Origin of the sequence: Streptomyces enissocaesilis (assembly GCF_039533765.1) — a bacterium.
GTDB lineage: Bacteria > Actinomycetota > Actinomycetes > Streptomycetales > Streptomycetaceae > Streptomyces > Streptomyces enissocaesilis.
Genome location: NZ_BAAAUD010000034.1, coordinates 78369 through 102950 on the forward strand (window position 1 = coordinate 78369; position 24582 = coordinate 102950).

Consider the following 24582-nt stretch of genomic DNA (forward strand, 5'->3'; position numbering starts at 1 on the left):
TACCGTCCGATCGACAGGTCAGACCGCGTTCGATATCTCGAACGAAATGAGGAGTTCATGCCGTCCCTGGACAGACGACGCTTTCTCCGCGGTGCGACGCTCGTCGCGGCGGTGCCCCTGGTGTCGTTCCTGCCCGGGACCCCGGCCACCGCGGCGCCCCGGACCCCGCCCCGCGCCGCACCCGGCAGCGGCGCCGGTGCGGCCCGCGCCGCTCTGCCGGCTCCGTCCGCCTGGACGGTCCGGCCCTTCCCGCTCGAGGACGTGACTCTCGGCGGCAACGGAGTCTTCGCCGCCAAGCGCGACCTGATGCTGGATCACGGCCGTGGCTACGACGTGGACCGGCTGTTGCAGGTCTTCCGCGCCAACGCCGGGCTCTCCACCCGCGGCGCGGTCGCCCCCGGCGGCTGGGAGGGTCTCGACGGCGAGGCGAACGGAAACCTCCGCGGCCATTACACGGGCCACTTCCTCACCATGCTCTCCCAGGCCTACGGGAGCACCGGGGAGACGGCCCACTCCGACAGGATCCGCTACATGGTCGGAGCCCTGACCGAGGTCCGCGAGGCACTGCGCCGCGATCCGGCCGTGCTCAGTGTCCCCGGGAGGTCCGGCACGGCCGCCGAGAACGTGCGAGGCTCCCACCAGTACGTCGACCTGCCCGCCGGAGTCCTCGGCGACTCGTCCTCCCTCACCCTCTCCGCCTGGGTGAAGCCCACGCACGACGCCGACTGGGCCCGCGTCCTCGACTTCGGCGACGACACCACCCGCTACCTCTACCTGGCCGCCCGCAACGCGAACGGCCACCCCCGCTTCGCCCTCACCACCAGCGGCCCCGGCGGCGAGCAGGGCGTCGACGGCACCGCCCCGCTGCCGCTGAACCGGTGGAGCCACCTCGCGGTGACGCTCACCGGCACCACCGCCACGCTCTACGTCAACGGCGCCGCCGTCGGCCGGAACGCCACGACCCTCGGCCCGGCCGCGCTCGGGTCCCTCGCCCACCACTGGCTCGGCCGGTCGCACTTCCCCGCCGACCCCGTCTTCGCCGGTGCCTTCGACCGGGTCGACATCTGGTCACGGGCACTGACCGGCGCCGAGATCGCCGGGCTCCAGGAAGCGCCCGCCGACCGGTCCGCCGCGGCCGCCGGCGACCTGGCCTCGTACCGCTTCGACGAGACGAGCGGCTCCACCTTCGCCGACTCCTCCGGCCGCGGGCTCCACGCCACCCTGCGCCGCACCTGGGACGCGCCGAGCCACCCCGGTTTCCTCGCGGCGTACCCGGAGACGCAGTTCATCACCCTGGAGTCGATGACGGCCGGCAACTACACCGTGGTGTGGGCGCCGTACTACACCGCCCACAAGATCCTGCGCGGACTCCTCGACGCGTACCTGGCCACCGGCGACGCCCGGGCGCTCGACCTCGCCGAGGGCATGTGCGGCTGGATGTACTCCCGGCTGTCCCGGCTGCCCGCCACCACCCTGCAGCGCATGTGGGGGGTCTTCTCCAGCGGCGAGTTCGGCGGCATCGTCGAAGCGATCTGCGATCTGTACGCGGTCACCGGGAAGCGCGAACACCTGGCGCTGGCCCGGCTCTTCGACCTCGACCGGCTCATCGACGCCTGCGCCGCGGGCGAGGACGTCCTGGACGGCATGCACGCCAACCAGCACATCCCCGTCTTCACCGGGCTGGTCCGGCTGTACGACGAGACCGGCGAGCAGCGGTACCTCACCGCGGCGAAGAACTTCTGGGGCATGGTCGTCCCGGCCCGGATGTACGGCATCGGCGGCACCAGCACCGCGGAGTTCTGGAAGGCGCCCGGGGCCGTCGCCGCGACCCTCGGCGACACCAATGCCGAGACCTGCTGCGCGTACAACCTGCTCAAGCTGAGCCGGACGCTGTTCTTCCACGAGCAGGACCCGGCGTACATGGACTACTACGAGCGGACGCTCTTCAACCAGGTCCTCGGCTCCAGACAGGACCGGCCGGACGCGGAGAAGCCGCTCGTCACCTACTTCGTCGGACTGCGCCCCGGACACGTGCGCGACTACACGCCCAAGGCGGGTACGACGTGCTGCGAGGGCACCGGCATGGAGAGCCACACCAAGTACCAGGACTCGGTGTACTTCGCGCGGCCCGACGGCACCGCCCTCTACGTCAACCTCTACAGCCCCACCACGCTCACCTGGGCGGAGAAGGGTGTGACCGTCACCCAGACGACCGACTACCCGAGGGAGCAGGGGTCCACGATCACCGTCCGGGGCCGCGGGCCCGCCGCCTTCGACCTGCTGCTGAGGGTGCCGGCCTGGGCGCGGGACGGTTTCCGGGTGACCGTCAACGGCAGAACGGTGAAGGGGAGTCCGCTCCCCGGCAGCTACTTCACGGTGTCCCGCACCTGGCGCGACGGAGACACCGTGCGCGTGAGTGTTCCCTTCCGGCTGCGGGTGGAGAAGGCCCTGGACGACCCGGCCGTGCAGACCCTGTTCTACGGCCCGGTCAACCTCGTGGCCCGGGACGCCCGCACGGACTACCTCCGCCTCGGGCTCTACCGCAACGCCGCTCTCTCCGGCGATCTGCTGCCCAGCCTCACCCCCGTGGACGGCGAACCGCTGCACTACACCCTCGACGGCGTCGAGTTCGCGCCCTTCTTCGAGGGGACCGAGGACCCCACCCACGCCTACTTCCGGCGCGCCGAGCCGCGGGTCGTCTTCGGCGCCACGGAGTCCGGCGTCGCCAACCCGGCCCGGCCCGACGGCACCACGCTCCTCGACGAGATCTGGGCCGCCGCCCCCTTCAGGAACAAGCAGGCCCTGGTGCGGCACGTGGAATCCACGGTGGACACCTGGGTGGGCGCGGGACTGCTCGGCGCGGCCGACGGCCGGAAGGCGGTGAGCACGGCCAAGAGGGCGTCCTACGCGGGCAGGTGGCGGTGACACAGGACGCGGGATCGTGGCCCCGGAGCCCGACGAACGGTATTTAAGGGCGCGAGCGGGGGCAATTCGCCGTGAGGCAGGTCCGACAGCAGGGAGCGCCAGTGATCCGTGTCCTTCTCGTCGAGGAAAACGGACTCCTGCGCGGAGCGCTCGACGCTCTCCTGACGCGCGAGGAGGACATGGAGGTCGTCGCGGATGCCGGGGAAGACGGGCAGTTCGTCGCACGAGCGCTGTCGTACCGCCCCGATGTGGTCGTCATCGACGTCGACTCCCGTCAGGACGAGGTGCTCGCCACGGCGGGCGAGCTGTGCAGGCGTCTCCCCGAGTGCCGGACGCTGCTGGTGGCGGGGGCGCCGACACTGGAGAGGCTCCGCAGGGTGCTGGCCCTGCGGCCACCCGGGCTCATCGGGAAGGACGGGCCCTCGGACCGGCTCGTCGAGGGCCTTCCAGCCCTGGAGGGGAAGCGCGACGCCGTCGGGGCGGAGCACGACCCAGGTGTCCGTCTCGGAGCGGGTCCAGGAGGCGGGAGTCGGGCGCCGGGCCCGGGCGAACGCGGTGTTCCCACCGCGGGCGCGAGCCGGCGTGTCGTAGAAGTGGGCGTCCATGAGGCAGTAGGCCTCGTAGCGCTTGTCCACCGGGTCCCTCCCGTTCGGAGTCCCGTTCAGCTCCTGGGGCGGCGCATGCCGCGCGTACGGACACGCGTACGGAGCCGGAGCGATGAGAGGTCCGCTCCGATACCACTGGAGCAACGTCTACGTTTGACGATCGCAGAGTTGCCCGGCGCGGAACACCACCGGCTGTCACGCGATGGCCGTGAAAAAAGCACGGCCGCACCGTGCGGAGTGCCACGCCCCGGGCCGCTTCCGCCGCTGTGGCCCGGGGGCGGCGCTGCCGGTGGTCAGGAGACGGTGCAGGAGCCGATGACGGGGGCCGAAGTGGTGCCGTTCGTCATGACGGTGAAACCGAAGCTCGTCGACGCCCCGGCCGCCAGGTTTCCGTTGCCGTTGGGCTTCATGGTCATGACATTTCCGCCGCTGTTCCAGCTGGGTGTGCCGTTCCAGGTCGTGGAGATCCGCTGCGGAGGTGTCACGGTGACGGTCACGGTCCAGTTGCTGATCGCGGAGGCGCCCGCGGTCACGGTCACCCTGCCGTTGAAACGGTCGCCCCACTCCTCGGCCTTGCTGTAGGACGCGGTGCAGCCGGCGCTTCCGCCGCCCCCGCCGGCGGAGCCGCCGAGTGCGGACAGTACGGCATGGTAGGCGGGCTTCTTGTGGTAGTTGCCGTCGAACAGCAGGGGGGTGCCGCCGCTGCGCCAGGAGTACTTGTCGGTGACGCCCCAGACCGTGATGCCGGTGCAGCGGGCGACGGCCAGGCAGGCGTTCACCGCGGTGCCGTAGCTGGTGGCCTGGGAGCTGCCGGAGCCTTCGATGTCCAGCTCGGTGATCTGGACGTCCACGCCGAGATCGGCGAAGCGCTGCAGGTTCGCCCGGTAGTCACCGGGAACCGGCGACGCGCTGTTGAAGTGGGACTGGAAACCCACGCAGTCGATCGGCACGCCGCGCGCCTTGAAGTCCTTCACCATGGCGTAGACGGCATTGCTCTTCGCGTTGACGCCGTCGGTGTTGTAGTCGTTGTAGCAGAGCTTGGCGCCGGGGTCGGCGGCGCGGGCGGTACGGAACGCCTCCTCGATGAAGCCGTTGCCGAGCTTGTCCTGGAAGGGCGAGCTGCGCCGGGCGCCGCTGCCGCCGTCCTGGAAGGCCTCGTTGACCACGTCCCAGGAGTGGATCTTGCCCTTGTAGTGCTGCATGACCTGGGTGATGTGGTGGTTCATCGCCGACCTCAGGTCGGCGGCGCCGAGGCCCCCGACCCAGCCGGGCAGCTGGGAGTGCCACACCAGGGTGTGTCCGCGGACCTTCATGCCCCTGCTCTGGGCGTGGCTGACGATCCGGTCGGCGGAACCGAAGCTGAACGAGTTCCTGGTGCCTTCGAGGGCGTCCCACTTCATCTCGTTCTCGGGCGTCACCGAGTCGAACTCCGTGTTCAGCGTGGAGACGTAGGCGGATTCGCCCAGGTGGCTGGCGGCGACGGCGGTGCCGAAGTAGCGCCCCTTGCCGGCCGCCGCGGAGGCGAGGGTGGTGCCCGCGGCCTCGGCCGTGCCGGACAAGGCCGTCGTGCCCGTCGCGGCGAGGAGGCACGCCGCGGCGAGGGCGAGGGTGTGTCGGGCGCGGGAACGCCGGCGCGGACGGGTCCGCCCGCGTTCGGTGGAAGTACTCGTGACCATCTTCATCCTCTTCTGGCGGGACGGAGGCGCGCGTCCGCCGCATCGCGGCACGACGCCCCCGTCGAACGGCGGGTGCGTGTCGGGCAGGTGAGGGGTCGGGCGGTCGAGCGGTACCGAGACGGTCGGGACGTACCTGGCGAACGCTGTCGCCGCCGGTCGGGCCGCACGAGCGCGTGGGACGAGGTGGAGCCGGCAGGCCATTCGAAAGTTTCGAAAAATTCTCCGAATGGCTGCGGAGACCTTACGGCTGGTCCCCTGGGGGGTCAACCACTTGCGCAGAGGTCCGTCCGGAACGGCTCGTGCGCACCGGGACGCCATTGTGGCGAGCGTTCCGCCGGAGCGTGGGATCCGGGGCAACGGCCGTCTCTGCGGCGGTGGTTGACGCCGGGATCGACGGCTTCAGGCGTGACGAGACGTCTTTCGAAATCTCACAGAAAGTTTCGGAAAAGGTACCCGCGTGCGAGGGGAGGGAGAGGCGCGGCCCGTCAGGCGTCGCCGGGCGGCGGTGCGGTGCTCTGCCGCACCACCAGCGTGGTGGCGAGCTCGATGCGCAGGGCCGCCGTGTCCGGGTCGTGCGGCCGCAGCAGCATCTGCGCCGCCTCCTGGGCCATCTGCCGCAGTGGCTGGTGGACGGTCGTCAGGGCCGGGCTCGACCACTGGGCGAGCGGGACGTCGTCGTACCCCACCACCGACAGGTCCCGCGGGACGCTCAGCCCCTTGCGGCGCGCCGCCTCCAGGACCCCGAGCGCCTGCAGGTCGCTGCCGGCGAAGACGGCGGTGGGCCGGTCCGGTGCCTCGAGCAGCTCCATGGCGTGCGAGAAGCCGCCCTGGACGTGGAAGTCTCCGTACCGTACGAGACGGGGATCGGGCTCGAGGCCCGCCATGGCCATGGCGGAGCGGTAGCCGTCGAGCCGCGCCAGGGAACACATCATGTCCTCGGGCCCGGTGATGATGGCGATGCGCTCGTGCCCGCGGTCGATGAGGTGGCGGGTGGCCGCCATGCCTCCGGACCAGTTGGCCGAGCCGACGGAGGGCACGTCCGGCTCGGGATCGCCCGCCGGGTCGATGATGACGAACGGGATGGCCCGGGACCTGAGTTGCCTCTTCACCCGGTCGGGCAGGGTGGAGAAGACGAGGACCACGCCGAGCGGGCGGCGCCGCAGGACCCCCTCGACCCAGTCCGGTCCGGGTGCGTGACGGGTGCCGCTCTCGGTGAGCACCACGCTGGCGTTGTTCTCCTTCGCGACGTTCTCGACGCCGCGGATGAGCTCCATCGCCCAGACGCTCTCCAGCTCGTGGAAGACCAGCTCGATGAGGGGTGCCTGGGGCGTTCCGTGCGCACGGCGGCGGTAGCCGTGGGTCTCCAGCAGCCGCTCGACCTTGGTGCGGGTCGGGCGGGAGACATCGGAACGGCCGTTGAGGACTTTCGAAACTGTCGAGAGGGAGACACCGGCCTGCGTCGCCACCTCGGCCAGGGTCACCCGGCCCTCCACGTCGTCGTCTTCGCGCATGCCCGAAGGATAGGGCACGGCTTTCCGGTAACGGTTTGGTCGCGCCGCCGCACGCCCGTTGACCCCTCACGAGACCTCGCCCTACTGTCCGGGACTGCGAGAACTTTCGGCAGAGCTATCGAAACTTTCGAGAGGCAGAGATGAAGATACGTGCGCGGTATGCCCGCATGCTCGCCGGCGGCGTGACACTGGCCCTGGCTCTGGGCCTGTCCGCCTGCGGGGGCGAGGGGGACGGGGCGTCGTCCGGCGAGGGCGAGTTCCACGTCCTCGTCTACGGAGACGCCACCAACAAGGTCGAGAAGCAGCTCGTCGCCACCTTCAACAAGACGTCGAAGGTCAAAGCCGTCCTGGACACCATTCCCGGCGCCGACTACCAGCAGAAGCTCCAGACGATCATCAGCACCCCGCAGGCCCCGGACGTCTTCTTCAACTGGGGCGGCGGCAGCATCCAGCCCTACGTCGAGGCCGGCCTCCTGATGCCGCTGGACGACTTCATCAAGGACGACCCCGGCCTGAAGTCCAACTTCCTGCCGTCGGTCTTCGACACCGCCGTCATCGACGGCAAGTCCTACGGCGTCCCGATGCGCGGCACGCAGCCGATCCTGCTGTTCCACAACAAGAAGGTGCTGGCCGACGCGGGTGTGGCCGCGCCCACCACCTGGACGGAGCTGCTCGACGCGGTCAAGGCCCTCAAGGCCGGGGGCAGGACGCCGATCGCCCTCGGCGGCGGCGACAAGTGGCCGACGCTGATGTGGTTCGAGTACCTCTACGACCGCGTCGCGGGGCCGGAGCTCTTCCGGAAGGCGCTCGAAGGCGACAAGAGCGCCTGGGAGAGCGCGGACAGCAGGAAGGCCCTCGGCATGATCGAGGAGCTCGTCGACGCCGGCGCCTTCGGCACCAACTTCGACTCGGTGAAGTTCACCGACGGCGGTTCTCCCGCGCTCCTGGCCGGTGGCAGGGCGGGCTTCGAGCTGATGGGCTCGTGGGCCTACGCCACGCAGCAGGACGCCGACCCGGAGTTCGCCGCGAAGGACCTCGGCTACACCGCCTTCCCGGGCGTCGAGGGCGGCAAGGGCGACCGGGCCAACCTCGTCGGCAACACCAACAACTTCTACTCGGTGCTGAAGAAGACGAAGCACCCGGAAGCCGTCGCGGAGTTCCTGAAGCTCATGTACTCCGACGAGTTCGTCGAGAAGCAGCTGGCCATCGGAAACCTGCCCACCACGACGAACACCGAGAAGCTCCTCGACACCGCGGCGAACCCCGCGTACTCCGGCTATCAGTTCGCCCTGGTCAAGAAGGCCCCCTCGTTCCAGTTGTCGTGGGACCAGGCCTATCCGCCGGCCGCCATCACCCCCATCCACCAGGCCGTCCAGCAGTTCTTCGACGGACAGACCGACGCGGACGGCTTCATCAAGGCCATGCAGGCCCTCCCCACCGCCTGACCCGGCCATGACCACACAGACGACAAGCCTCCGTCCCTCCACCACGACCGGCGGGCCCCGGTCCCGGTCCCGGTCGCGGAGTGCGCGCGCCGCCGCCGCTCAGGTGGGCCGCCCGGGATTCGCCTGGGCGATCCCCGCCACGGTGTTCTTCGCGCTCTTCGCGATCGTCCCGCTGCTCATGGTCGCCGTCCTGTCCTTCACGAGCTGGAGCGGTCTCGGATCGCCCGAGTTCGTCGGTCTGGACAACTGGACCAGGATCCTCGACGACCCCGTCATGGCCAAAAGCATCTGGCTGAGCCTCCTGATCACCGTGCTCGGTGTGGCGGTCCAGACGCCGCTGAGCATCCTGCTCGGCGTCTGGGCGGCGGGGCAGCAGCGCAACCGCGCGGTGCTGTCGGCCATTTACTTCATCCCGCTCCTGCTCTCCTCCACCGCGGTGTCCGTACTGTGGCGGGCCCTGCTCGACCCGAACTTCGGTGTGCCGTCCGAGGCCACGTGGCTGTTCGGCGACGGCAACCTGTTCGGCGGCCAGGCCACCGCCATCGGCGTGCTGGCCTTCGTGAGCACCTGGCAGTTCACGCCGTTCCACACGCTGCTCTACCAGGGAGCAGCGCGGGCCGTTCCCCAGGTGCTCTACCAGGCCGCGGAGATCGACGGCGCCGGCCGGTACCGCCAGTTCTTCCACATCACCCTGCCGCAGCTGCGCAACACCGTCATCACCTCGATGATCCTGATGGTCGTCGGCGGGCTCACCACCTTCGAGACGGTCCTCATCCTGACCCAGGGAGGCCCGGGGACCGACACCACGATCAGCGCGTACTACATGTACCAAAAGGCGTTCAAGAGCTTCGACTTCGGAGCCGGCGCGGCCGTCGCCCTCGTCCTGGTCGTCGCCGCGACGGTCATCTCGCTGATCGTGGTGCGCGTGTCCGGCTACGACAAGATGCGCAGCGCCATGGAAGGTCTGTGATGAGGCGACGTCCCAATTACCCGGCCGGCGCGGGCTCACTCGTCTGGCTCCTCCTCGTCGGCCTGCCGCTGTACGTGATGCTCGCCGCGACCGTGCAGACCAGGCCCGAGTACGCCCGCAACGGACCGCTGGCCCTTCCCGGGGACTTCACCTTCGACAACTACACCGGGGCCTTCTCCAGCGGGTTCGGGCAGTACCTGGTCAACACGTTCGTCGTCACCGCGAGCGTGATCGCGCTGGTGCTGCTGCTGGTGCCGCCACTGGCGTTCGCCATCGTACGCAGCCGTTCCAGGATCACCTCGGGAATCTTCCGGCTCTTCCTGCTGGGCCTGGCCATTCCGGCCCAGGCCGTGATCGTCCCGATGTTCTACCTCATCAGCAAGGCGGGTCTGTACGACAACCTCATCGGCGTCGTCCTGCCCACCGCCGCCTTCTGCCTGCCGATCTCCGCGCTGATCCTCAGCGGCGCCATGCGCGACATCTCCCCCGAGCTCTACGAGGCCATGGCCATCGACGGTGCCCCGCCGCGGCAGATCTTCTTCCGGCTCGTCCTCCCGCTCTCGAAGGGCGGGCTGTCGACGATCGTGGTGTTCTCCGCGCTCCAGGCGTGGAACGGCTTCCTGTTCCCCCTCGTCCTGACCCAGTCCGAATCCACCAAGCTGATCACGCTGGGTCTCTACAACTTCCAAACCGAGTACGGCATCAACATCCCCGGGCTGCTGGCCGCCGTGGTGCTGTCGACGGTTCCCGTCCTGCTCGTCTACCTGTTCGCCCGTCGTGCCCTGGTCCAGGGCCTCATGGGCGTCGGAGGAAAGTGACCGCCAACGTGGCAGTTGAGACAATCCCCGTCACTCCCATCTGGAACGATCCCGCTCACGACACCGACACACGGGTCCGTGCCCTGATCGCCGCCATGACCCTCGAAGAGAAGGTCGCCCAGCTCTTCGGCGTCTGGGTCGGCGCGTCGGACGAGGGCGGCGAAGTGGCTCCCTACCAGCACGACATGGAGGAGTCCGCCGACCTCGACGCCCTCCTGCCGAGCGGCCTCGGACAGCTGACGCGCCCGTTCGGCACCGCCCCCGTCGACCCCGCCCTGGGCGCCCTCTCCCTCCTGCGTACGCAGGCGCGGATCATCGCCGCGAACCGCTTCTCCCTCCCCGCCCTGGCCCACGAGGAGTGCCTCGCCGGCTTCGCCGCCTGGAAAGCGACCGCGTACCCCGTACCGCTGTCCTGGGGAGCCACCTTCAATCCCTCCCTGATACGCCGCATGGCCGCGGCCATCGGTGCGGACATGCGGTCCGTCGGCGTGCACCAGGGCCTCGCCCCCGTCCTGGACGTGGTGCGGGACGCCCGCTGGGGCCGCGTAGAGGAGACCATCGGCGAGGACCCCTACCTCGTCGGCACCGTGGCCACCGCGTACATCCAGGGCCTGGAGTCCGCCGGGATCGTCGCGACCCTCAAGCACTTCGTGGGCTACTCCGCCTCCCGCGCCGGACGCAATCTCGCCCCCGTCTCCCTGGGGACCCGGGAGCGCGCCGACGTCCTGCTCGCGCCGTTCGAGATGGCGGTGCGCGAGAGCGGGGCCCGATCGGTCATGGCCGCCTACACCGACGCCGACGGCGTCCCCGCCACGGCCGACGAACACCTGCTGACCGGACTGCTCCGCGACACCTGGGGCTTCACGGGCACGGTCGTCGCCGACTACTTCGGCATCGCCTTCCTCACGACGCTGCACGGGGTCACGGGCGACTGGGCCGAGGCCGCGGGCGCCGCACTGCGCGCCGGCGTCGACGTCGAACTGCCCACCGTGAAGACGTTCGGGGAACCGCTGCTGGAGGCCGTCTCCACCGGACGGGTCCCCGAAGCCCTCGTCGACCGGGCCCTGTACCGGGTGCTCGCCCAGAAGGCCCAGCTCGGGCTGCTCGACGCCGGGTGGAGCCCCGTGCCCCCGGCGCTGGCCGGGGCCGGCCTCGACGACACGGCGGCGCTGCGCGGCACGGTCGACCTGGACTCGTACGCGAACAGGGAACTGGCGCGGGAGGTCGCCCAGCAGGCGATGGTGCTGCTCAGCAACGACGGCACGCTGCCCCTCGAACGGCCGCGCAGGATCGCGCTCGTGGGCCCCAACGCCGACGAACCGACGGCCGTCCTCGGCTGCTACTCCTTCCCGGTCCACGTCGGCGTCCTCCACCCGGAGATCCCGGCCGGGATCAGCCTGCCGACCCTGCGCGAGACCCTGCGGCTGGAGTTTCCCGGTACGGAGATCGTCACCTCGCGCGGCGCGGAGGTCGACGGCGACGACACGTCCGGCTTCGCCGAGGCCGTCCGGCTCGCACGGGGCGCCGACGTCGTCGTCGCGGCGCTGGGGGACCGGGCCGGGCTCTTCGGCCGCGGCACCAGCGGCGAAGGGTGCGACGCCGACTCCCTCGCGCTGCCCGGCGTGCAGCAGGCGCTGCTCGACGCGTTGCTCGACACCGGCACACCGGTCGTGACCACCCTGTTCGCCGGGCGGCCGTACACGCTCGGCCGCGCCGTGGACGAGGCGGCCGCGATCGTGCAGTCCTTCTTCCCCGGTGCGGAGGGCGCCACGGCCATGGCGCAGGTGCTCAGCGGGCGGACGAACCCGTCCGGCCGGCTGCCCGTCAGCGTGCCACGCGGCCCCGGCGCACAGCCCTCCACCTATCTGGCGCCCCGGCTGGGCCAGGCCACCGAGGTCTCCAGCATCGACCCGACCGCTGCCTTCGCCTTCGGACACGGCCTGTCGTACACCGCCTTCACCTGGAGCGCTCTCACCGTCGAGAACGGGGAGAGCGGTACGGACGGCTCCTTCGCCCTCGCCCTCTCGGTACGCAACACCGGTGACCGGGAAGGCACCGAAGTCGTGCAGCTGTACCTGCACGACCCGGTGGCCTCGGTCGTGCAGCCGGTGCAGCGCCTCATCGGCTACACACGGGTGCGGCTGGGGCCGGGCGAGTCGTGCCGGCTGACGGTGACGGTCCCGGCCGACGTCGCCTCGTTCACCGGCCGCGACGGACGACGCGTCGTCGAGCCGGGAGAGCTGGAACTGCGCCTCGCCGCGTCCAGCACCGACCCCCGCCTCACCACGACGGTCCTGCTCACCGGCGCCCCCCGGTACGTGGACCACACCCGGCAGCTCCACGCGCGCTTCTGCCGGGCCGCCGGGCCCGGCGCCTGAGGACCGGCGGCGGAGCGGCTCGCCCGGGGGCAGAGCCGCTCCGCTCTCAGACGCCCTCACACGTCTTGACGAGTACGCCGTGCACCGTGACCTCCGGGTCGGCTCCACGCAGGCGGGTACCGGTCAGCGGTAAACCGGGTGATCCGAACGGAGAGAGCCGGGCCGCCGGGCCGGATCGTCCACTGCCACCACGGCCGGCCGGCCACGGCATCGGCGAGCCGGCCGCCCACCGCCGGCTCGCCGGGGCCGGGAGCAGTGCCGGGGCTGGCGTCGGGGAGCAGCGCGCGTACCGGCCGGCGGTAGGCCGAAGTGAGCTGCCCGGCCGAAGCGGCCGGCTCCACGCCGAGCGCCGCGCAGTGGTCGCGCTGACCGCCGGATGCCTTCCGCCCTGCCGCTGCGCTCATCTAACAACCGCTCTGACCTGCGGATATGGAGGAAAACTCTTCAAGAATCCGAAGAGAACGCGCCGACCAGAATGTCAAGGAGTCCCGGTTCCGGCAACGACGTGTTCCGGACCCGCGTGGTCACTCCTGGGTGCCGTGTCCTGGCCGCCGCCACCGGCCTGGTACTGGCATTGGTACTGGCACCGGGCGGGCCCGGGCACGCTCGCGGTCACGCCACCCGCGTCAGCCGCCGGCGTGTGCGCGACGCACGCCGTGCCGGTCTCGCGTAAGGCAGAAGAGGCATATCGATACGGTGATCCGCGGAGGGGTACCCGCCCCGCATGAACGAGACCAGACCTCTGGCCGTCGTCACCGGTGCCTCCAGCGGAATCGGTTTCGAGCTGGCCAAGCAATTCGCCGAAAACGGGTTCGACCTCGTGCTGGCCGCCGAAGACCTCGGACTGGGCATCGCCGCGGACGAAGTACGGGCCCATGGGGCCGGCGTGCACACCGTGCGGACCGATCTGACCGCACCGGACGGGGTCGAACGGCTGCTGGACGCCGTCGCGGCGACCGGGCGTCCCGTCGCCGCCGCCGCGCTCAACGCCGGCGTCGGGCAGGGCGGGGCCTTCCTCGACACGGAACTCGCCGGCGAGCTGCGCGTCATCGACCTGAACATCACCTCCACCGTGCGGCTGGCGAAGGGGCTGCTGCCGGACATGGTCGCTCGCGGCGAGGGGAGGCTCCTGTTCATGTCGTCCGTCGCCGCGACGGTGCCCGGCCCGTTCCAGGCCGTGTACAACGCCTCCAAGTCCTTCGTCCAGTCGTTCGCCCAGGCACTGCGGAACGAACTCGAAGACACCGGAGTGACGGTCACGTCGGTCATGCCCGGCGTCACGGAGACGCGCTTCTTCCACCGGGCCGGCCTGCAGGACACCCGGATCGGGCGGCAGAAGAAGGACGACCCCGAACAGGTGGCGAGGCAGGGCTTCGAGGCGCTGATGGCCGGCAGGAGGAAGGCCGTGGCGGGCTCGGCGAAGACCAAGGCGCAAGCCGTCGTGAGCAGGGTCGTCCCCGACAGCGTCAAGGCGGCCGCACACCGGAAGGCGGCGGAACCCGGATCCGGCGAAGGGAAGTGAGCGCCGCGACGTGGCTCACGGGTGCGGTTCGCGGGCGCCGTCGCGGCACGCGGTTACGGCAGGGGCGTGCCTCCGGTGGCGTTGACGATCTCGGCCGTGATGTAGCTCGCCTGCGGGGAGGCGAGGAACACGTAGGCCGGGGCCATTTCGGCCGGCTGCGCCGGGCGGCCCAGGGGTGACTGCTTCCCGAACTCCGTGGTGTCCGGCATGGTCGCCGGGATCAGCGGTGTCCAGACCGGGCCGGGGGCGACGGCGTTGACGCGGATGCCGCTGGACGCCAGCATCTGCGCCATTCCCTGGGTGAAGGCGACGATGGCCGACTTCGTCATGGCGTAGTCGAGCAGATGGGGGCTGGGCTTGTACGCCTGGACGGAGGCGGAGTTGATGATGGAGCCGCCCTCGGGGATGTGGGGGAGGGCCATCTTCGACAGCCAGAACATGCCGTAGAGATTGGTCTTCATGACCCGGTCGAACTGCTCGGTGGTGATGGAGCCGATCCCGTCCGGCTGGGACATCTGGTAGGCGGCGTTGTTCACCAGGATGTCGATCCGGCCGAATTCCGCGACCGCCCGGTCGACGAGCGCACGGCACTGCTCCTCGTCCCGGATGTCGCAGCTCACCGCGACGGCCCTGCGGCCCGCTTTCTCGACGAGCCGTGAGGTGGTCGCGGCCTCCTGCTCCTCCTCCGGGAGGTGCGTGAACAGGACGTCGGCGCCCTCACGCGCGAAGGCCAGGCACACCGCCCGCCCGATCCCCGAGTCTCCGCCGGTCACCACTGCCGCCATGCCCTCCAGGTGCCCGCTTCCCCGGTAGGAGTCCTCGCCGTGGTCGGGCGGGGGGTCCATCGGGCCCGTCCAGCCGGGATGCGCCTGCTCCTGGTCCGGGAGCTTCGGCTGGGGATGCTTCGTGACGGGGTTTTCGGTCTCGCGGCTCTCTTCACTCATGACGTTCTCCCGGTGGGGGTGGGTTTTGACCATCCTCGCGTTCCCCGAAGCAGGATTTTCGAACCTGGGGGCATGGAACTGATCGGCTTGGCATGTGCATTGACCTGGGCGTTACCCGCTGCTTCCTTGATGCCGCACCGTGGCTGGGAGCGCGCCCGTCCGCCACCCCGCCCTCTGCCGACAGGGAGACCGCACATGACGCACCAGAGCCGGAGAAGGAAACGAAGAGGGCCGGCGGCCAGGGCCGCGACCACCGCCACCGCCGTGCTGCCCGGCGCGGCGGGCCTCTCCGGCACCACGCCACCGACGTCGTCGGCCGGCGCCGGGCGTGACGACCGGGGCCGGAGGCGGCGACCCCTCGGGCGCGCTGAAGATCCGGTACAAGAACAACGGCGGGTCCGCCACGGACAACTCCGTCCGGGCGGGTCTGCAGGTGGTCAGCACCGGCTTCTTTGCGCTCGGCCTGGGCAAGGTCTCGGCGCGCTGCTCCTTCATCCGCGACGGCGGATCCGCCTCGGTCGGCGCGTTCTGCGACTGCGCGGCGCCGGACTGCTCACAGGTGAAGCCGCGGGTCGCCGCACCGACCACCCCGGTCGCCGGTGCGGACGGACCACGCCTCTCTGCCGGACGACCGGCGCGTCGGCACGGCGTGGAACGGCAGGCTCGACGGCAGTGGCACCACGATCACCGTCTCCAGCGCCGCCTGGAACGGCTTCCTCCCGCCCGGAGCCACCACGCCGTACGGCTTCACGGTGCCCGGCGGGGCCCCGCCGGGCATCCCGCGGACCAGTCGCATGGTGCGCCACCGGCCGGAGGAGGAGCCGGGACGGACAGCCGGTATGAGCAGCCGGTACGAAGAGGCCGCTCCGCCCACTCGGCGGGCGGAGCGGCTTTCGTGGGTCGTTCCGTCTCCCTGTCCTTGTCCCAGCCGGTCAGGCCACGGTGCACGCGGTTCCGTTGAGGCTGAACTGCGTCGGCTTGGTGAAGGTCCCCGTGTAGGTGCCCTGGAAGCCGAAGGACTGGCTGCCGCCCGCCGTGATCAGTGCGTTGGAGCCGGTGTTCGTCGCGGTCACCGTCCCGGAGGACGGGGTGATGGCGGCGTTCCAGGTCTGGGTGACGCTCTGGCCGGCGGGGAGGCCGAAGGTCACCTTCCAGCCGTTGACGGGCGCCGCACTCGTGTTGGTGACGGTCACCTCGGCGGTGAAGCCGCCCGGCCACACGTTGGTGCCGTAGGCGACCCGGCAGGCGCCCGGGGTTCCGGGACCGCCCGGGCCGCCCGGACCACTGCCACCGCCGTTCACGGTGGAGGAGAAGGACTGGACCTTCAGGCCGGCCCCGTTCTCCCAGGGCTCGAATCCGGCCTGCACGCTGGTGATGTACCACGACGGCTGGGCCATCCCACGGGCGACGGTCTCATCGACGAAGTCCATCACGTCGAAGCTCCAGCCGGCGATCGCCGAGGGCGCCACGAACGAGATGACGTCGTTGGAGCCGTTGCTGCCGGTCCAGACTTCCCAGGTGCGGCCGCCCACGGTGGCCGTGCCGGTCCTGGAACCGATCGGCTGGATCGGACCCACCCGGTTGAACCAGATCATGATCTCGGTCCGGCTCACGCCGTCCTTCCTGGGCGTCGGGTCGAGCCAGATGTCGTACGACGCGTTGTAGACCGCGTTGCTGACGTACCCGTAGGAGATGCTGCTCGGCGCGCTGCTGATCGAGCTCACCTGCATCGGCAGGCTGGTCCCGGGGGAGCAGTTCGTGTAGTGGCAGCCGTTGTAGACGGACGGGTACGACTTGGGCGCCCCGTTGGTCGGGACGGACCCGTCGGCGCGGGTGAGCTCGAACCCGGTCGCGGTCGCGTTGACGCACTGGGTGGCGGTGGTGCCCCAGCGGTTGTTCTGGACCACGTAGCGGCCCTGGATGGTGGTGGAACCGTACTGGTCGCATATCAGGGTGTCGGCCTGGGCGGGCCCTGCCGTCGTCACGAGAGCGGCCAGTGACGCCAAGGCCACCAGCATCGTCATGAGGGCGACGCGGGCGGACCGGACGGACCGGACACAGCGCTGTAGCGGTCTCATGGGGACCTTTCGGTGGGGAGGGGCGGCGGTGGGGGAGTTGGGAGCGCTCCCACCATCTGTTCCGGGCTGGACTGTAGGGACCTTCCGGGGCGCTGGCAAGACGGTACGGGAGGTCCCGCCGGACCGGCGCACCGTCGGGGCCGGCCGGCGGGGCGGAGGCACCTCGGGCGCCCTGCGCAGGGTGTCCGAGGGCGGCGGACGGCACGTGGCACCGCCCCGCGCGCAGCCGGGCCCCTGCGCGGACGGGCCCGGCGAAGCGGTCGCCGCGCTGCCCGCCGAGGCGAATGCCCACGCCAGGAGGCGACCGGCCGGGCGCAGGGCGCTTCCTCGGCCGGCGCGCAGGCCGAGCCCGCAGGGCTTCACCCCGTACGGGCCCGTCCCCCCGCCTTCCTCGGTCGGAGCCCGGACGTCGCTCCCGTACCAGGGCCCGCCCCACCCCGTGCCTTGCCCGGGGCGAGGGGGCGCCGGGTCCGTGCCCCCGTCTCCGTAGCGCTCATGTACGCGTCGAGCCCAGCGGTCATGACGTCTCCCCACCGGTCGTCCCCCGGCCGGACATCGTGCCCCGCGGCTCCGGCATCGCCGCGGGCTCCCGCTCAGGCCGAGGCGCGCCGCACCAGCTTGGTGCGCAGGATGACGTGACGCCAGGCCGCGCTCGGCGCCTCGATGTCCTCCAGCAGCACCCGTGCCATGGCGCGGCCCATCTCCTCCACCGGCTGGCGCACGGTGGTCAGTTGCGGATCGGTGTGCTGGGCGAGGGGGGAGTCGTCGAACCCCACGACGGCCACGTCCTCGGGCACCCGGCGGCCCGCCGCGCGCAGGGTGTGCAGGGCGCCCGCGGCCATGATGTCGGAGGCGGCGAACACCGCGTCGAGGTCCGGATGGCGGTGCAGGAGCTCGGCCATGGCCCGGCGTCCGCTCTCCTCGGTGAAGTCGCCCTGCGCGATCCACGACGGGTCCGCCTCCCCGAAGGACTGCCGTATCGCCTCCTGGTAGCCGCGGAGCCGGCACTGCGCGACGTACATGTCCGGCGGTCCGGTGACCGTCGCGATGGCGCGCCGTCCCGAGTCCGCCAGGTAGCGCACCGCCGACCGGGCGCCGCCGACGTTGTCGGAGTCGACGTACGACACCGACTCGTCGCCGGAGCGCCGGCCGCTGAGCACGGTCGGCAGCTCCAGTTCGGCGAGCATGTCGGGGAGCGGGTCGCTGCCGTGCACGGACACCAGCAGCACCCCGTCCACCCGGCCGGCCCGCGCGTACTGCACGAACCGCTGCCGTTCCTTCTCGGTGCGCACCAGCGTGAGGAGCAACTGGATCTCGGTGTCGGCCAGCCCCGCGCCGACCGCGTGGACGATCTCGGAGAAGAACGGCTCCGCGAAGAAGCGCCGCTCCGTCTCCGTGATCACCAGCGCCACCGCGTCGGTACGGCTCCCGGCCAGCGCACGGGCGGCGTGGTTGGGGACGTAGCCCAGCTCGGCTATCGCCTGTTCGACCACCAGCCGTGTCTCGGTCCTCACGCCGGGCGCGTTGTTGATGACACGGGACACCGTGCCCCGCCCGACGCCCGCGAACGCGGCCACCTCCTCGAGCGTGGGCGGACCCGTGCGTCCTTTCGCCACCATCGCGCGCGACCTCCAGGAGCGATATTCCGGTCCCCGGATCACCTGTTGGCAGGGGGACAGTCACATCGAATCACCGGAAGCGCTCCCTCCCCAACCAGTTGATCGCATTCGTCGGTGCGTTCCTCGCCCGGTGGCGGGTTTCTGCCCCGATGTCGGGGCAGGGCCCTGTCGAGAGGGGGGCGGTCAGGAGATATCTTGATGTCAAGCAATGTTGCAGACGTGGAGCGGAGCACCCGGTGACTGACTCGACCATCATCTACACACACACCGACGAGGCCCCGGCCCTGGCGACGTATTCGTTCTTGCCTGTGGTCGAGGCCTACGCCTCGACGGCCGGGGTCACGGTGGAGAGCCGCGACATCTCGCTGGCGGGGCGCATCATCGCCAGTTTCCCCGAGCACCTCAAGGAGAGCCAGCGCATCGAGGACGCGCTCGCCGAGCTCGGTGAGCTGGCCAAGACGCCCGGCGCGAACATCATCAAGCTTCCGAACATCTCGGCCTCGATCCCGCAGTTGAAGGCCGCTGTCGCCGAGCTCCAGGAGCAGGGCTACGCGCTGCCGGACTACCCGGACGACCCGAAGACCGACGAGGACAGGGACGTCCGCGCGCGGTACGACAAGGTCAAGGGCAGCGCCGTCAACCCCGTGCTGCGCGAGGGCAACTCCGACCGCCGCGCCCCCGCTTCGGTCAAGAACTACGCCAGGAAGCACCCGCACCGCATGGGCGCCTGGACCGCCGACTCGAAGACGAACGTCGCGCACATGGACGCCGACGACTTCCGCTCCACCGAGAAGTCCGCCGTCATCTCCGAGGAGGGCTCCCTGCGCATCGAGCTCGTGGGTGACGACGGCGCCACGACCGTCCTGCGCGAGTCGGTGCCCGTCCAGGCGGGCGAGGTCGTCGACGCGGCCGTCATGCGCGTCGCGGCCCTGCGCGAGTTCTTCACGGCGCAGGTCGCCCGCGCCAAGGCCGAGGGCATCCTGTTCTCCGTGCACCTGAAGGCCACGATGATGAAGGTCTCCGACCCGATCATCTTCGGCCACGTGGTGCGCGCCTTCTTCCCGAAGACCTTCGCGAAGTACGGCGAGGCGCTCGTCGCCGCCGGTCTGTCGCCCAACGACGGCCTCGGCGGCATCCTCAAGGGCCTGGACTCGGTGCCGCACATCGGCGCCGAGATCAAGGCGTCCTTCGAGGCCGAACTCGCCGAGGGTCCGGCCCTCGCCATGGTCGACTCCGACAAGGGCATCACCAACCTGCACGTACCGAGCGACGTCATCGTCGACGCCTCCATGCCGGCGATGATCCGCACCTCCGGCCACATGTGGGGCCCGGACGGCCAGGAGGCCGACACCCTCGCGGTCCTCCCGGACAGCAGTTACGCCGGCATCTACCAGGTCGTCATCGACGACTGCCGCGCGAACGGCGCGTTCGACCCGGCCACGATGGGCTCGGTGCCGAACGTCGGCCTGATGGCCCAGAAGGCCGAGGAGTACGGCAGCCACGACAAGACCTTCGAGATCCCGGCCACGGGCACCGTCCGGGTCGTCGACGCGGCCGGCAACGCCGTGCTGGAGCAGGCCGTCGGCGCGGGCGACATCTTCCGCATGTGCCAGACCAAGGACCTGCCGATCCAGGACTGGGTCAAGCTGGCCGTCACCCGCGCCCGCGCGACCGGCGTCCCGGCCGTCTTCTGGCTCGACGAGACCCGCGCGCACGACGCGCAGCTGATCGCCAAGGTCAGGACGTACCTCGCCGAGCACGACACCGAGGGCCTCCAGATCGAGATCATGTCCCCGGTCGAGGCGACCGCCTTCTCCCTGGAGCGCATCCGCCGCGGCGAGGACACGATCTCGGTCACCGGCAACGTCCTGCGTGACTACCTCACCGACCTGTTCCCGATCCTCGAGCTCGGCACGAGCGCGAAGATGCTGTCGGTCGTCCCGCTCATGAACGGCGGCGGCCTGTTCGAGACCGGCGCCGGCGGCTCCGCGCCCAAGCACGTCCAGCAGCTCGTCAAGGAGAACTACCTGCGCTGGGACAGCCTGGGCGAGTTCCTCGCGCTCGCGGTCAGCTTCGAGCACCTCGCGCAGACCACGGGCAACGCGCGCGCCCAGGTGCTCGCCGACACCCTCGACCGCGCGACGGCGACCTTCCTGGAGGAGGACAAGTCGCCGAGCCGCCGCCTCGGTGGCATCGACAACCGCGGCAGCCACTTCTACCTGTCGCTGTACTGGGCGCAGGAGCTGGCGAAGCAGACCGAGGACGCGCAGCTCGCCGAGGCGTTCGCCGCTCTCGCCGCGACGCTGGCCGAGCAGGAGCGGACCATCGTCGACGAGCTGATCGCGGTGCAGGGCTCGCCGGCCGACATCGGCGGCTACTACCGGCCCGACGCGGCCAAGGCCGAGGCCGTGATGCGTCCGTCGAAGACCTTCAACCAGGCCCTCGCGACCCTCGCCTGACGCGACGGTACCGCTTCGGACCGTTCCTGGTCCTGTTCCGCCCCGGCCGACGTCCCACGTCGGCCGGGGCGGTCCTGTCCGCAGGGGACCCGGGCGGGCTCCGGCGGGCTCAGGCAGGTGAGCCGCTGGGCCTGAGCTGCTGGATACGGCTGCCGAGCTCGCGCTGGTAGAAGTCGATGAAGCCGTCGGGGTCGGGTCCGGCGTTCTGCATGACCAGCCGGTCGAAGCCCGCGTCGACGAACTGCTGCGCCACCTCGACGTACCGGGCGGGGTCCGTGCCGCACGCGAACTTCCCGAGGATGTCCTCCTCGCGCACGGTCGTGGTCGCCGCGTCGAAGTTGACCGGGTTGGGCAGCTCGCTCATGACCTTCCACCCGGTCATGGCCCAGCGCGACGTCTCCAGGGCGGCCTTCGCCGCGGTGCGCTCGTCGGGTGCCCAGGCCATCGGGACCTCCGCGTAGCGCGGGCCGCTGCCGCCCGCGTCCCGGTACCGCTGGACGATCTCCGCCTTGTCCTCGGTGGCGAACAGGCCGTCGCCCAGCTCCGCGGCGAGCCGTGCCGACTTCCGCCCGCTCGCGGCGACCGCGATCAGCGGCAGTTCCTCCGGCAGGTCGAACACCCGGGCGTCCGCGAGCCGCAGGTGCTTTCCGTCGTACGACTGGTAACCGCCGCGCCACAGCAGCCGGATGATCTCCAGGGCCTCCTTGAGCATCTCGTGCCGCGTGCTGACGGCGTCGGGGAAGCCCCGGCCGACGACGTGCTCGTTCAGCCGCTCGCCCGAGCCGACGCCGAGGACGAAGCGGCCGTCCGACACCAGGGCGAGGGTCGCGGCGGCCTGGGCGATGATCGCCGGGTGGTAGCGCACGGTCGGGCACGTCACGCCGGTCGCCAGCCCGATCCGCGACGTCTTCGCCGCGATGCTGCCCAGTACGGTCCAGGCGAACGGCGAGTGGCCCTGGTTGTCGAGCCAGGGGTGGTAGTGGTCGCTGATCTCGACGAAGTCGAAGCCCGCCTGTTCCGCCAGTACGGCCTGCCGCACCAGTTCCGCCGGGCCGAACGCCTCGGCGGTGAGCTTGTAGCCAATTTCCATGTACTCCCTCATTCCCGGAGGTAACCAACCATTTGCCCGCCCAGAGGTACCCCCTCCGTCGGCGGCGTTAACGGTTCCGGCGATATGAGAGGGCCCACCGGGTGTTACGCGTAGCAGGGCGACGAAGGCGACGGTGAACCGGCCGAGTGCGTCCGTGCCGGCCTGGACTGCGCCGGCGTCTGCCAGACCACCGGGGCCGTGTGCGAGGCGTGCGCCGACGCATGCGAAAGCCAGGCCGGCCTGCACGAGCGCGGCCGCGTGACCGAGACCGCCTGGCCGGCGCCGGGAACCGGGCAATCGGATGATGCCGGTGCGGCGACGCCGTGGCGCTTTGGCGGCCGCCCGGGGCGGGCGTAGGAAGTGTGAGGGAGCCGGCCCGGGGTGGCGAAGCCCCGGGCGGCCCCCTTCCCGACGAGGACAGGAAGACGACACGTGACCACCGCCAGAGACATCATGACCGCAGGTACCGAGTGCATCGGCGCGGACGAGACGGTGCTGACCGCGGCCCGGAAGATGACCGAGCTGGGCGTGGGCGCCCTGCCGATCTGCGGGACCGACAACAAGCTCAAGGGCATGCTGACCGACCGCGACATCGTGGTGAAGGTCCTGGGGGCCGGCAAGGACCCCGCCAGGACCAACGCGGGGGAACTCGCGCAGGGGGAGGCGGTGACGATCGGCGCCGACGACGACGCCGGTGAGATCATGCGCACGATGACCTCGCACAAGGTCCGGCGGCTGCCCGTGATCGACGGCCACGACCTCGTCGGCATCGTCGCCCAGGCCGATGTCGCCCGCGCCCTGCCCGACCCGCAGGTCGGCGACCTCCTCGAAGCCCTCTCCACGGACTGACCCCGACGGCCACCAAGAGGGTCCACTTGTACAAGATTGGACTTGGCGGGGCTTCGTTTGGCCTCGCTACGGTTCGGGCATGCGCATATGCGTCGTCGACGCCTTCACCGATCGTCCGTTCGCCGGGAACCCGGCGGGTGTGTGTCTCTCCTGCCCGCCGGGGAGTGGCCCGGGGACGCGTGGATGCGGCAGGTCGCGGCCGAACTGAACCACTCGGAGACCGACTTCGCCCTCCCGCTGCCCGACGGGGCCGAGACCGACTGGGCGATCCGCTGGTTCGCCCCGCTCGCCGAGACCAACCTGTGCGGGCATGCCACATTGGCCACCGCACACGTGCTGCGCACCGAGCGGGGACTGACCGGTACCGTGCGCTTCAGCAGCCGCGAGAGCGGTGTCCTCCTCGCGCACACCGCCGGGGAAGGCGCCATCACGCTGGACTTCCCGGCCGCGCCGGGCTCCGAAGTGCCCGTACCCGAAGGACTGGCGCGGGCGCTGGGGGCCGGGCCCGAGGCCGCTTTCCGTACGGGCGCGCTGGGCGACCTGCTGACCGTACTGCCCGACGAGGCCGCTGTCCGGGCTGTGGCCCCCGACCTGGACGCGGTGGCCGCCCTGACGTGCCACGAGGGCCTGCGGGGCGTCGCCGTCACCGCTCCGGCGGCCGGGGCCGGCCGGGGGTACGACTTCGTCTCCCGCTTCTTCTCACCGGCCGAGGGCATCCTGGAGGACCCCGTCACGGGCAGCGCCCACACCGCGCTCGCCCCGTACTGGTCCGCGCGTCTCGGCCGCGACGGGCTCACCGGCCTGCAGGTCTCCGCGCGCGGCGGCCTGGTCCGTACGGCCGTGCGCGGGAACCGTGTCCATCTGACCGGGAACGCCGTCACGGTGCTGGACGGCGCGCTGCACGCCTGGGCCGGACGCCTCGTCCGCCGGCGTCCGGCCCAGGTGCGGGTGCGGGCGCTTCGGTGGAAGCGCCGGATGCGGTCCTCAGGACTCCTTGCCCCGGCCGGACAGCGCGTCGCGCATCCGGTCCACGAGACCGACCCCGGGGGCGAGCAGCTTGTTCGCCGGCGGCTTGTCGGGAGCGGAGGGGTGCGGACGGGTCGGCGCCGTCTTCTTGGCCTGCCGGACCTTGTCGCCCAGGTCGTTCAGCGCCTCGGCGGAGCAGGCTTCGCGCAGCTGGGGGAAGAGGTTGTTCTCCTCGTCCATGATGTGCGTTCTGATCTCCGTCATCAGCTTGCCGACCAGGATGTCGAACTGCGGGTCTTCCGCCTCGCAGCTCTCCAGGTCCTTCATGGTGCGCTCCGCGGCGGCGTGGTCCTCCAGCTCCCGGTCCGCGACTGCGTCACCGTTCGGAACGTGCTTGCGGACCGCCGGGTAGAGGTACGCCTCCTCCGCGACCGAGTGCCGGACCAGTTCCATGGTGGCCTGGTCGGCGTACGTCTTCCGCCGGCTGTCGCCGGACGGCAGTTCCTCGATATTGGCGAACAGCTCCTCCACTTCCTGATGGTCGGTCATCAATTCCGCGATGACGTCTCCGCCGTGTCCCATGCTGTTGCTCCTCTGTGTGGTTTCCATGGGTTCCGTGGTTATCGGTTTTCCGGAATCCCGTAGTGATGTGGCCCAGGCCACTGCCTCGTCGTGACCCGCATCATTTCCCCGGGGAAATGCGGCCGGTAGCGTTCCGGACTTCTCC

At 70.8% G+C, this 24582-nt stretch carries 16 protein-coding genes and 2 pseudogenes; 10 read left to right on the top strand and 8 right to left on the bottom strand.

Translation table 11 applies throughout. The features are described 5' to 3' along the window. Positions 1-57 precede the first annotated feature (57 nt). Entirely contained in the window at positions 58-2925 is a 2868-nt protein-coding gene (locus ABD374_RS15545) for a beta-L-arabinofuranosidase domain-containing protein (RefSeq protein ID WP_344495529.1), read from the top strand. Here ABD374_RS15545 and ABD374_RS15550 read toward each other — a convergent pair. From ABD374_RS15550 to ABD374_RS15560, 3 genes are all read right to left on the bottom strand, one after another. After that, positions 2904-3560 (bottom strand): class III lanthionine synthetase LanKC N-terminal domain-containing protein, encoded by a 657-nt coding sequence (locus ABD374_RS15550; RefSeq protein WP_344495531.1) that lies wholly within the window; start codon positions 3558-3560, stop codon positions 2904-2906. The genes ABD374_RS15545 and ABD374_RS15550 overlap by 22 nt on opposite strands. 263 nt (positions 3561-3823) lie before the next feature. Further along, complete coding sequence (locus tag ABD374_RS15555) at positions 3824-5206, bottom strand: glycoside hydrolase family 10 protein (RefSeq protein WP_344495533.1); 1383 nt, start codon at positions 5204-5206, stop codon at positions 3824-3826. 485 nt (positions 5207-5691) lie between these two features. Next, the gene (locus ABD374_RS15560) at positions 5692-6717 is read right to left on the bottom strand and encodes a LacI family DNA-binding transcriptional regulator (RefSeq protein ID WP_344495535.1); all 1026 of its coding nucleotides are present in this window, start codon (positions 6715-6717) and stop codon (positions 5692-5694) included. Between the two features lie 140 nt (positions 6718-6857). Between ABD374_RS15560 and ABD374_RS15565 the strand changes: the two genes are divergently transcribed. From ABD374_RS15565 to ABD374_RS15585, 5 genes are all read left to right on the top strand, one after another. Continuing rightward, the gene (locus ABD374_RS15565) at positions 6858-8162 is read left to right on the top strand and encodes an ABC transporter substrate-binding protein (protein WP_344495537.1); all 1305 of its coding nucleotides are present in this window, start codon (positions 6858-6860) and stop codon (positions 8160-8162) included. 7 nt (positions 8163-8169) lie between these two features. After that, complete coding sequence (locus tag ABD374_RS15570; RefSeq protein WP_344495539.1) at positions 8170-9132, top strand: carbohydrate ABC transporter permease; 963 nt, start codon at positions 8170-8172, stop codon at positions 9130-9132. Next, positions 9132-9950 carry a carbohydrate ABC transporter permease gene (locus ABD374_RS15575; RefSeq protein ID WP_344495541.1) on the top strand — a complete coding sequence of 273 codons (819 nt, stop codon included), beginning with the start codon at positions 9132-9134 and terminating at the stop codon, positions 9948-9950. Before ABD374_RS15570 ends, ABD374_RS15575 begins: the two co-directional genes overlap by 1 nt. Next, positions 9947-12328, top strand: a complete 2382-nt coding sequence (locus ABD374_RS15580) for a beta-xylosidase/alpha-l-arabinosidase (protein ID WP_344495543.1) — start codon at positions 9947-9949, stop codon at positions 12326-12328. The genes ABD374_RS15575 and ABD374_RS15580 overlap by 4 nt, the downstream gene beginning before the upstream one ends. A 724-nt stretch (positions 12329-13052) precedes the next feature. Further along, a complete protein-coding gene (locus ABD374_RS15585; RefSeq protein ID WP_344495545.1) occupies positions 13053-13850 on the top strand; it encodes an SDR family NAD(P)-dependent oxidoreductase in 798 nt (265 codons plus the stop codon). Positions 13851-13903: 53 nt separating this feature from the next. Here ABD374_RS15585 and ABD374_RS15590 read toward each other — a convergent pair whose 3' ends face one another. Further along, positions 13904-14794 carry an SDR family oxidoreductase gene (locus ABD374_RS15590; protein WP_344495547.1) on the bottom strand — a complete coding sequence of 297 codons (891 nt, stop codon included), beginning with the start codon at positions 14792-14794 and terminating at the stop codon, positions 13904-13906. 599 nt (positions 14795-15393) lie between these two features. Here ABD374_RS15590 and ABD374_RS34640 point away from each other — a divergent pair. After that, a pseudogene (locus tag ABD374_RS34640) lies at positions 15394-15489 on the top strand (hypothetical protein); the annotation flags it as partial. A gap of 237 nt (positions 15490-15726) precedes the next feature. Here ABD374_RS34640 and ABD374_RS15600 read toward each other — a convergent pair. Both ABD374_RS15600 and ABD374_RS15605 read right to left on the bottom strand, forming a co-directional pair. After that, the gene (locus ABD374_RS15600) at positions 15727-16872 is read right to left on the bottom strand and encodes a glycoside hydrolase family 12 protein (protein WP_344495551.1); all 1146 of its coding nucleotides are present in this window, start codon (positions 16870-16872) and stop codon (positions 15727-15729) included. Positions 16873-17465: 593 nt separating this feature from the next. After that, positions 17466-18491, bottom strand: coding sequence for a LacI family DNA-binding transcriptional regulator (locus ABD374_RS15605; protein ID WP_425577249.1), 1026 nt, complete (start codon positions 18489-18491; stop codon positions 17466-17468). Between the two features lie 236 nt (positions 18492-18727). On the opposite strand from ABD374_RS15605, the gene ABD374_RS15610 reads away from it, so the two are divergent. Next, positions 18728-20950 (top strand): NADP-dependent isocitrate dehydrogenase, encoded by a 2223-nt coding sequence (locus ABD374_RS15610; RefSeq protein WP_344495553.1) that lies wholly within the window; start codon positions 18728-18730, stop codon positions 20948-20950. Positions 20951-21059: 109 nt separating this feature from the next. Here ABD374_RS15610 and ABD374_RS15615 read toward each other — a convergent pair whose 3' ends face one another. After that, positions 21060-22040 (bottom strand): TIGR03557 family F420-dependent LLM class oxidoreductase, encoded by a 981-nt coding sequence (locus tag ABD374_RS15615; RefSeq protein WP_344495555.1) that lies wholly within the window; start codon positions 22038-22040, stop codon positions 21060-21062. Between the two features lie 432 nt (positions 22041-22472). On the opposite strand from ABD374_RS15615, the gene ABD374_RS15620 reads away from it, so the two are divergent. Together ABD374_RS15620 and ABD374_RS15625 are read left to right on the top strand one after the other, a co-directional pair. Beyond that, positions 22473-22889 (top strand): CBS domain-containing protein, encoded by a 417-nt coding sequence (locus tag ABD374_RS15620; protein ID WP_344495557.1) that lies wholly within the window; start codon positions 22473-22475, stop codon positions 22887-22889. Positions 22890-22968: 79 nt separating this feature from the next. Then, positions 22969-23795: pseudogene (locus tag ABD374_RS15625) on the top strand (PhzF family phenazine biosynthesis protein); the annotation flags it as partial. A gap of 78 nt (positions 23796-23873) precedes the next feature. Here ABD374_RS15625 and ABD374_RS15630 read toward each other — a convergent pair. After that, positions 23874-24437, bottom strand: a complete 564-nt coding sequence (locus ABD374_RS15630) for a hemerythrin domain-containing protein (RefSeq protein ID WP_344495559.1) — start codon at positions 24435-24437, stop codon at positions 23874-23876. Between the last annotated feature and the right edge of the window lie 145 nt (positions 24438-24582).

Bases quoted from the DNA above. Each gene is read 5' to 3' on its own strand.
- ABD374_RS15630 (WP_344495559.1), bottom strand. From the start codon at position 24,437: ATGGGACACGGCGGAGACGTCATCGCGGAATTGATGACCGACCATCAG.
- ABD374_RS15615 (WP_344495555.1), bottom strand. From the start codon at position 22,040: ATGGAAATTGGCTACAAGCTCACCGCCGAGGCGTTCGGCCCGGCGGAA.
- ABD374_RS15560 (WP_344495535.1), bottom strand. From the start codon at position 6,717: ATGCGCGAAGACGACGACGTGGAGGGCCGGGTGACCCTGGCCGAGGTG.
- ABD374_RS15545 (WP_344495529.1), top strand. From the start codon at position 58: ATGCCGTCCCTGGACAGACGACGCTTTCTCCGCGGTGCGACGCTCGTC.
- ABD374_RS15575 (WP_344495541.1), top strand. From the start codon at position 9,132: ATGAGGCGACGTCCCAATTACCCGGCCGGCGCGGGCTCACTCGTCTGG.
- ABD374_RS15600 (WP_344495551.1), bottom strand. From the start codon at position 16,872: ATGAGACCGCTACAGCGCTGTGTCCGGTCCGTCCGGTCCGCCCGCGTC.
- ABD374_RS15585 (WP_344495545.1), top strand. From the start codon at position 13,053: ATGAACGAGACCAGACCTCTGGCCGTCGTCACCGGTGCCTCCAGCGGA.
- ABD374_RS15565 (WP_344495537.1), top strand. From the start codon at position 6,858: ATGAAGATACGTGCGCGGTATGCCCGCATGCTCGCCGGCGGCGTGACA.
- ABD374_RS15590 (WP_344495547.1), bottom strand. From the start codon at position 14,794: ATGAGTGAAGAGAGCCGCGAGACCGAAAACCCCGTCACGAAGCATCCC.
- ABD374_RS15555 (WP_344495533.1), bottom strand. From the start codon at position 5,206: ATGGTCACGAGTACTTCCACCGAACGCGGGCGGACCCGTCCGCGCCGG.
- ABD374_RS15605 (WP_425577249.1), bottom strand. From the start codon at position 18,491: ATGGTGGCGAAAGGACGCACGGGTCCGCCCACGCTCGAGGAGGTGGCC.
- ABD374_RS15570 (WP_344495539.1), top strand. From the start codon at position 8,170: ATGACCACACAGACGACAAGCCTCCGTCCCTCCACCACGACCGGCGGG.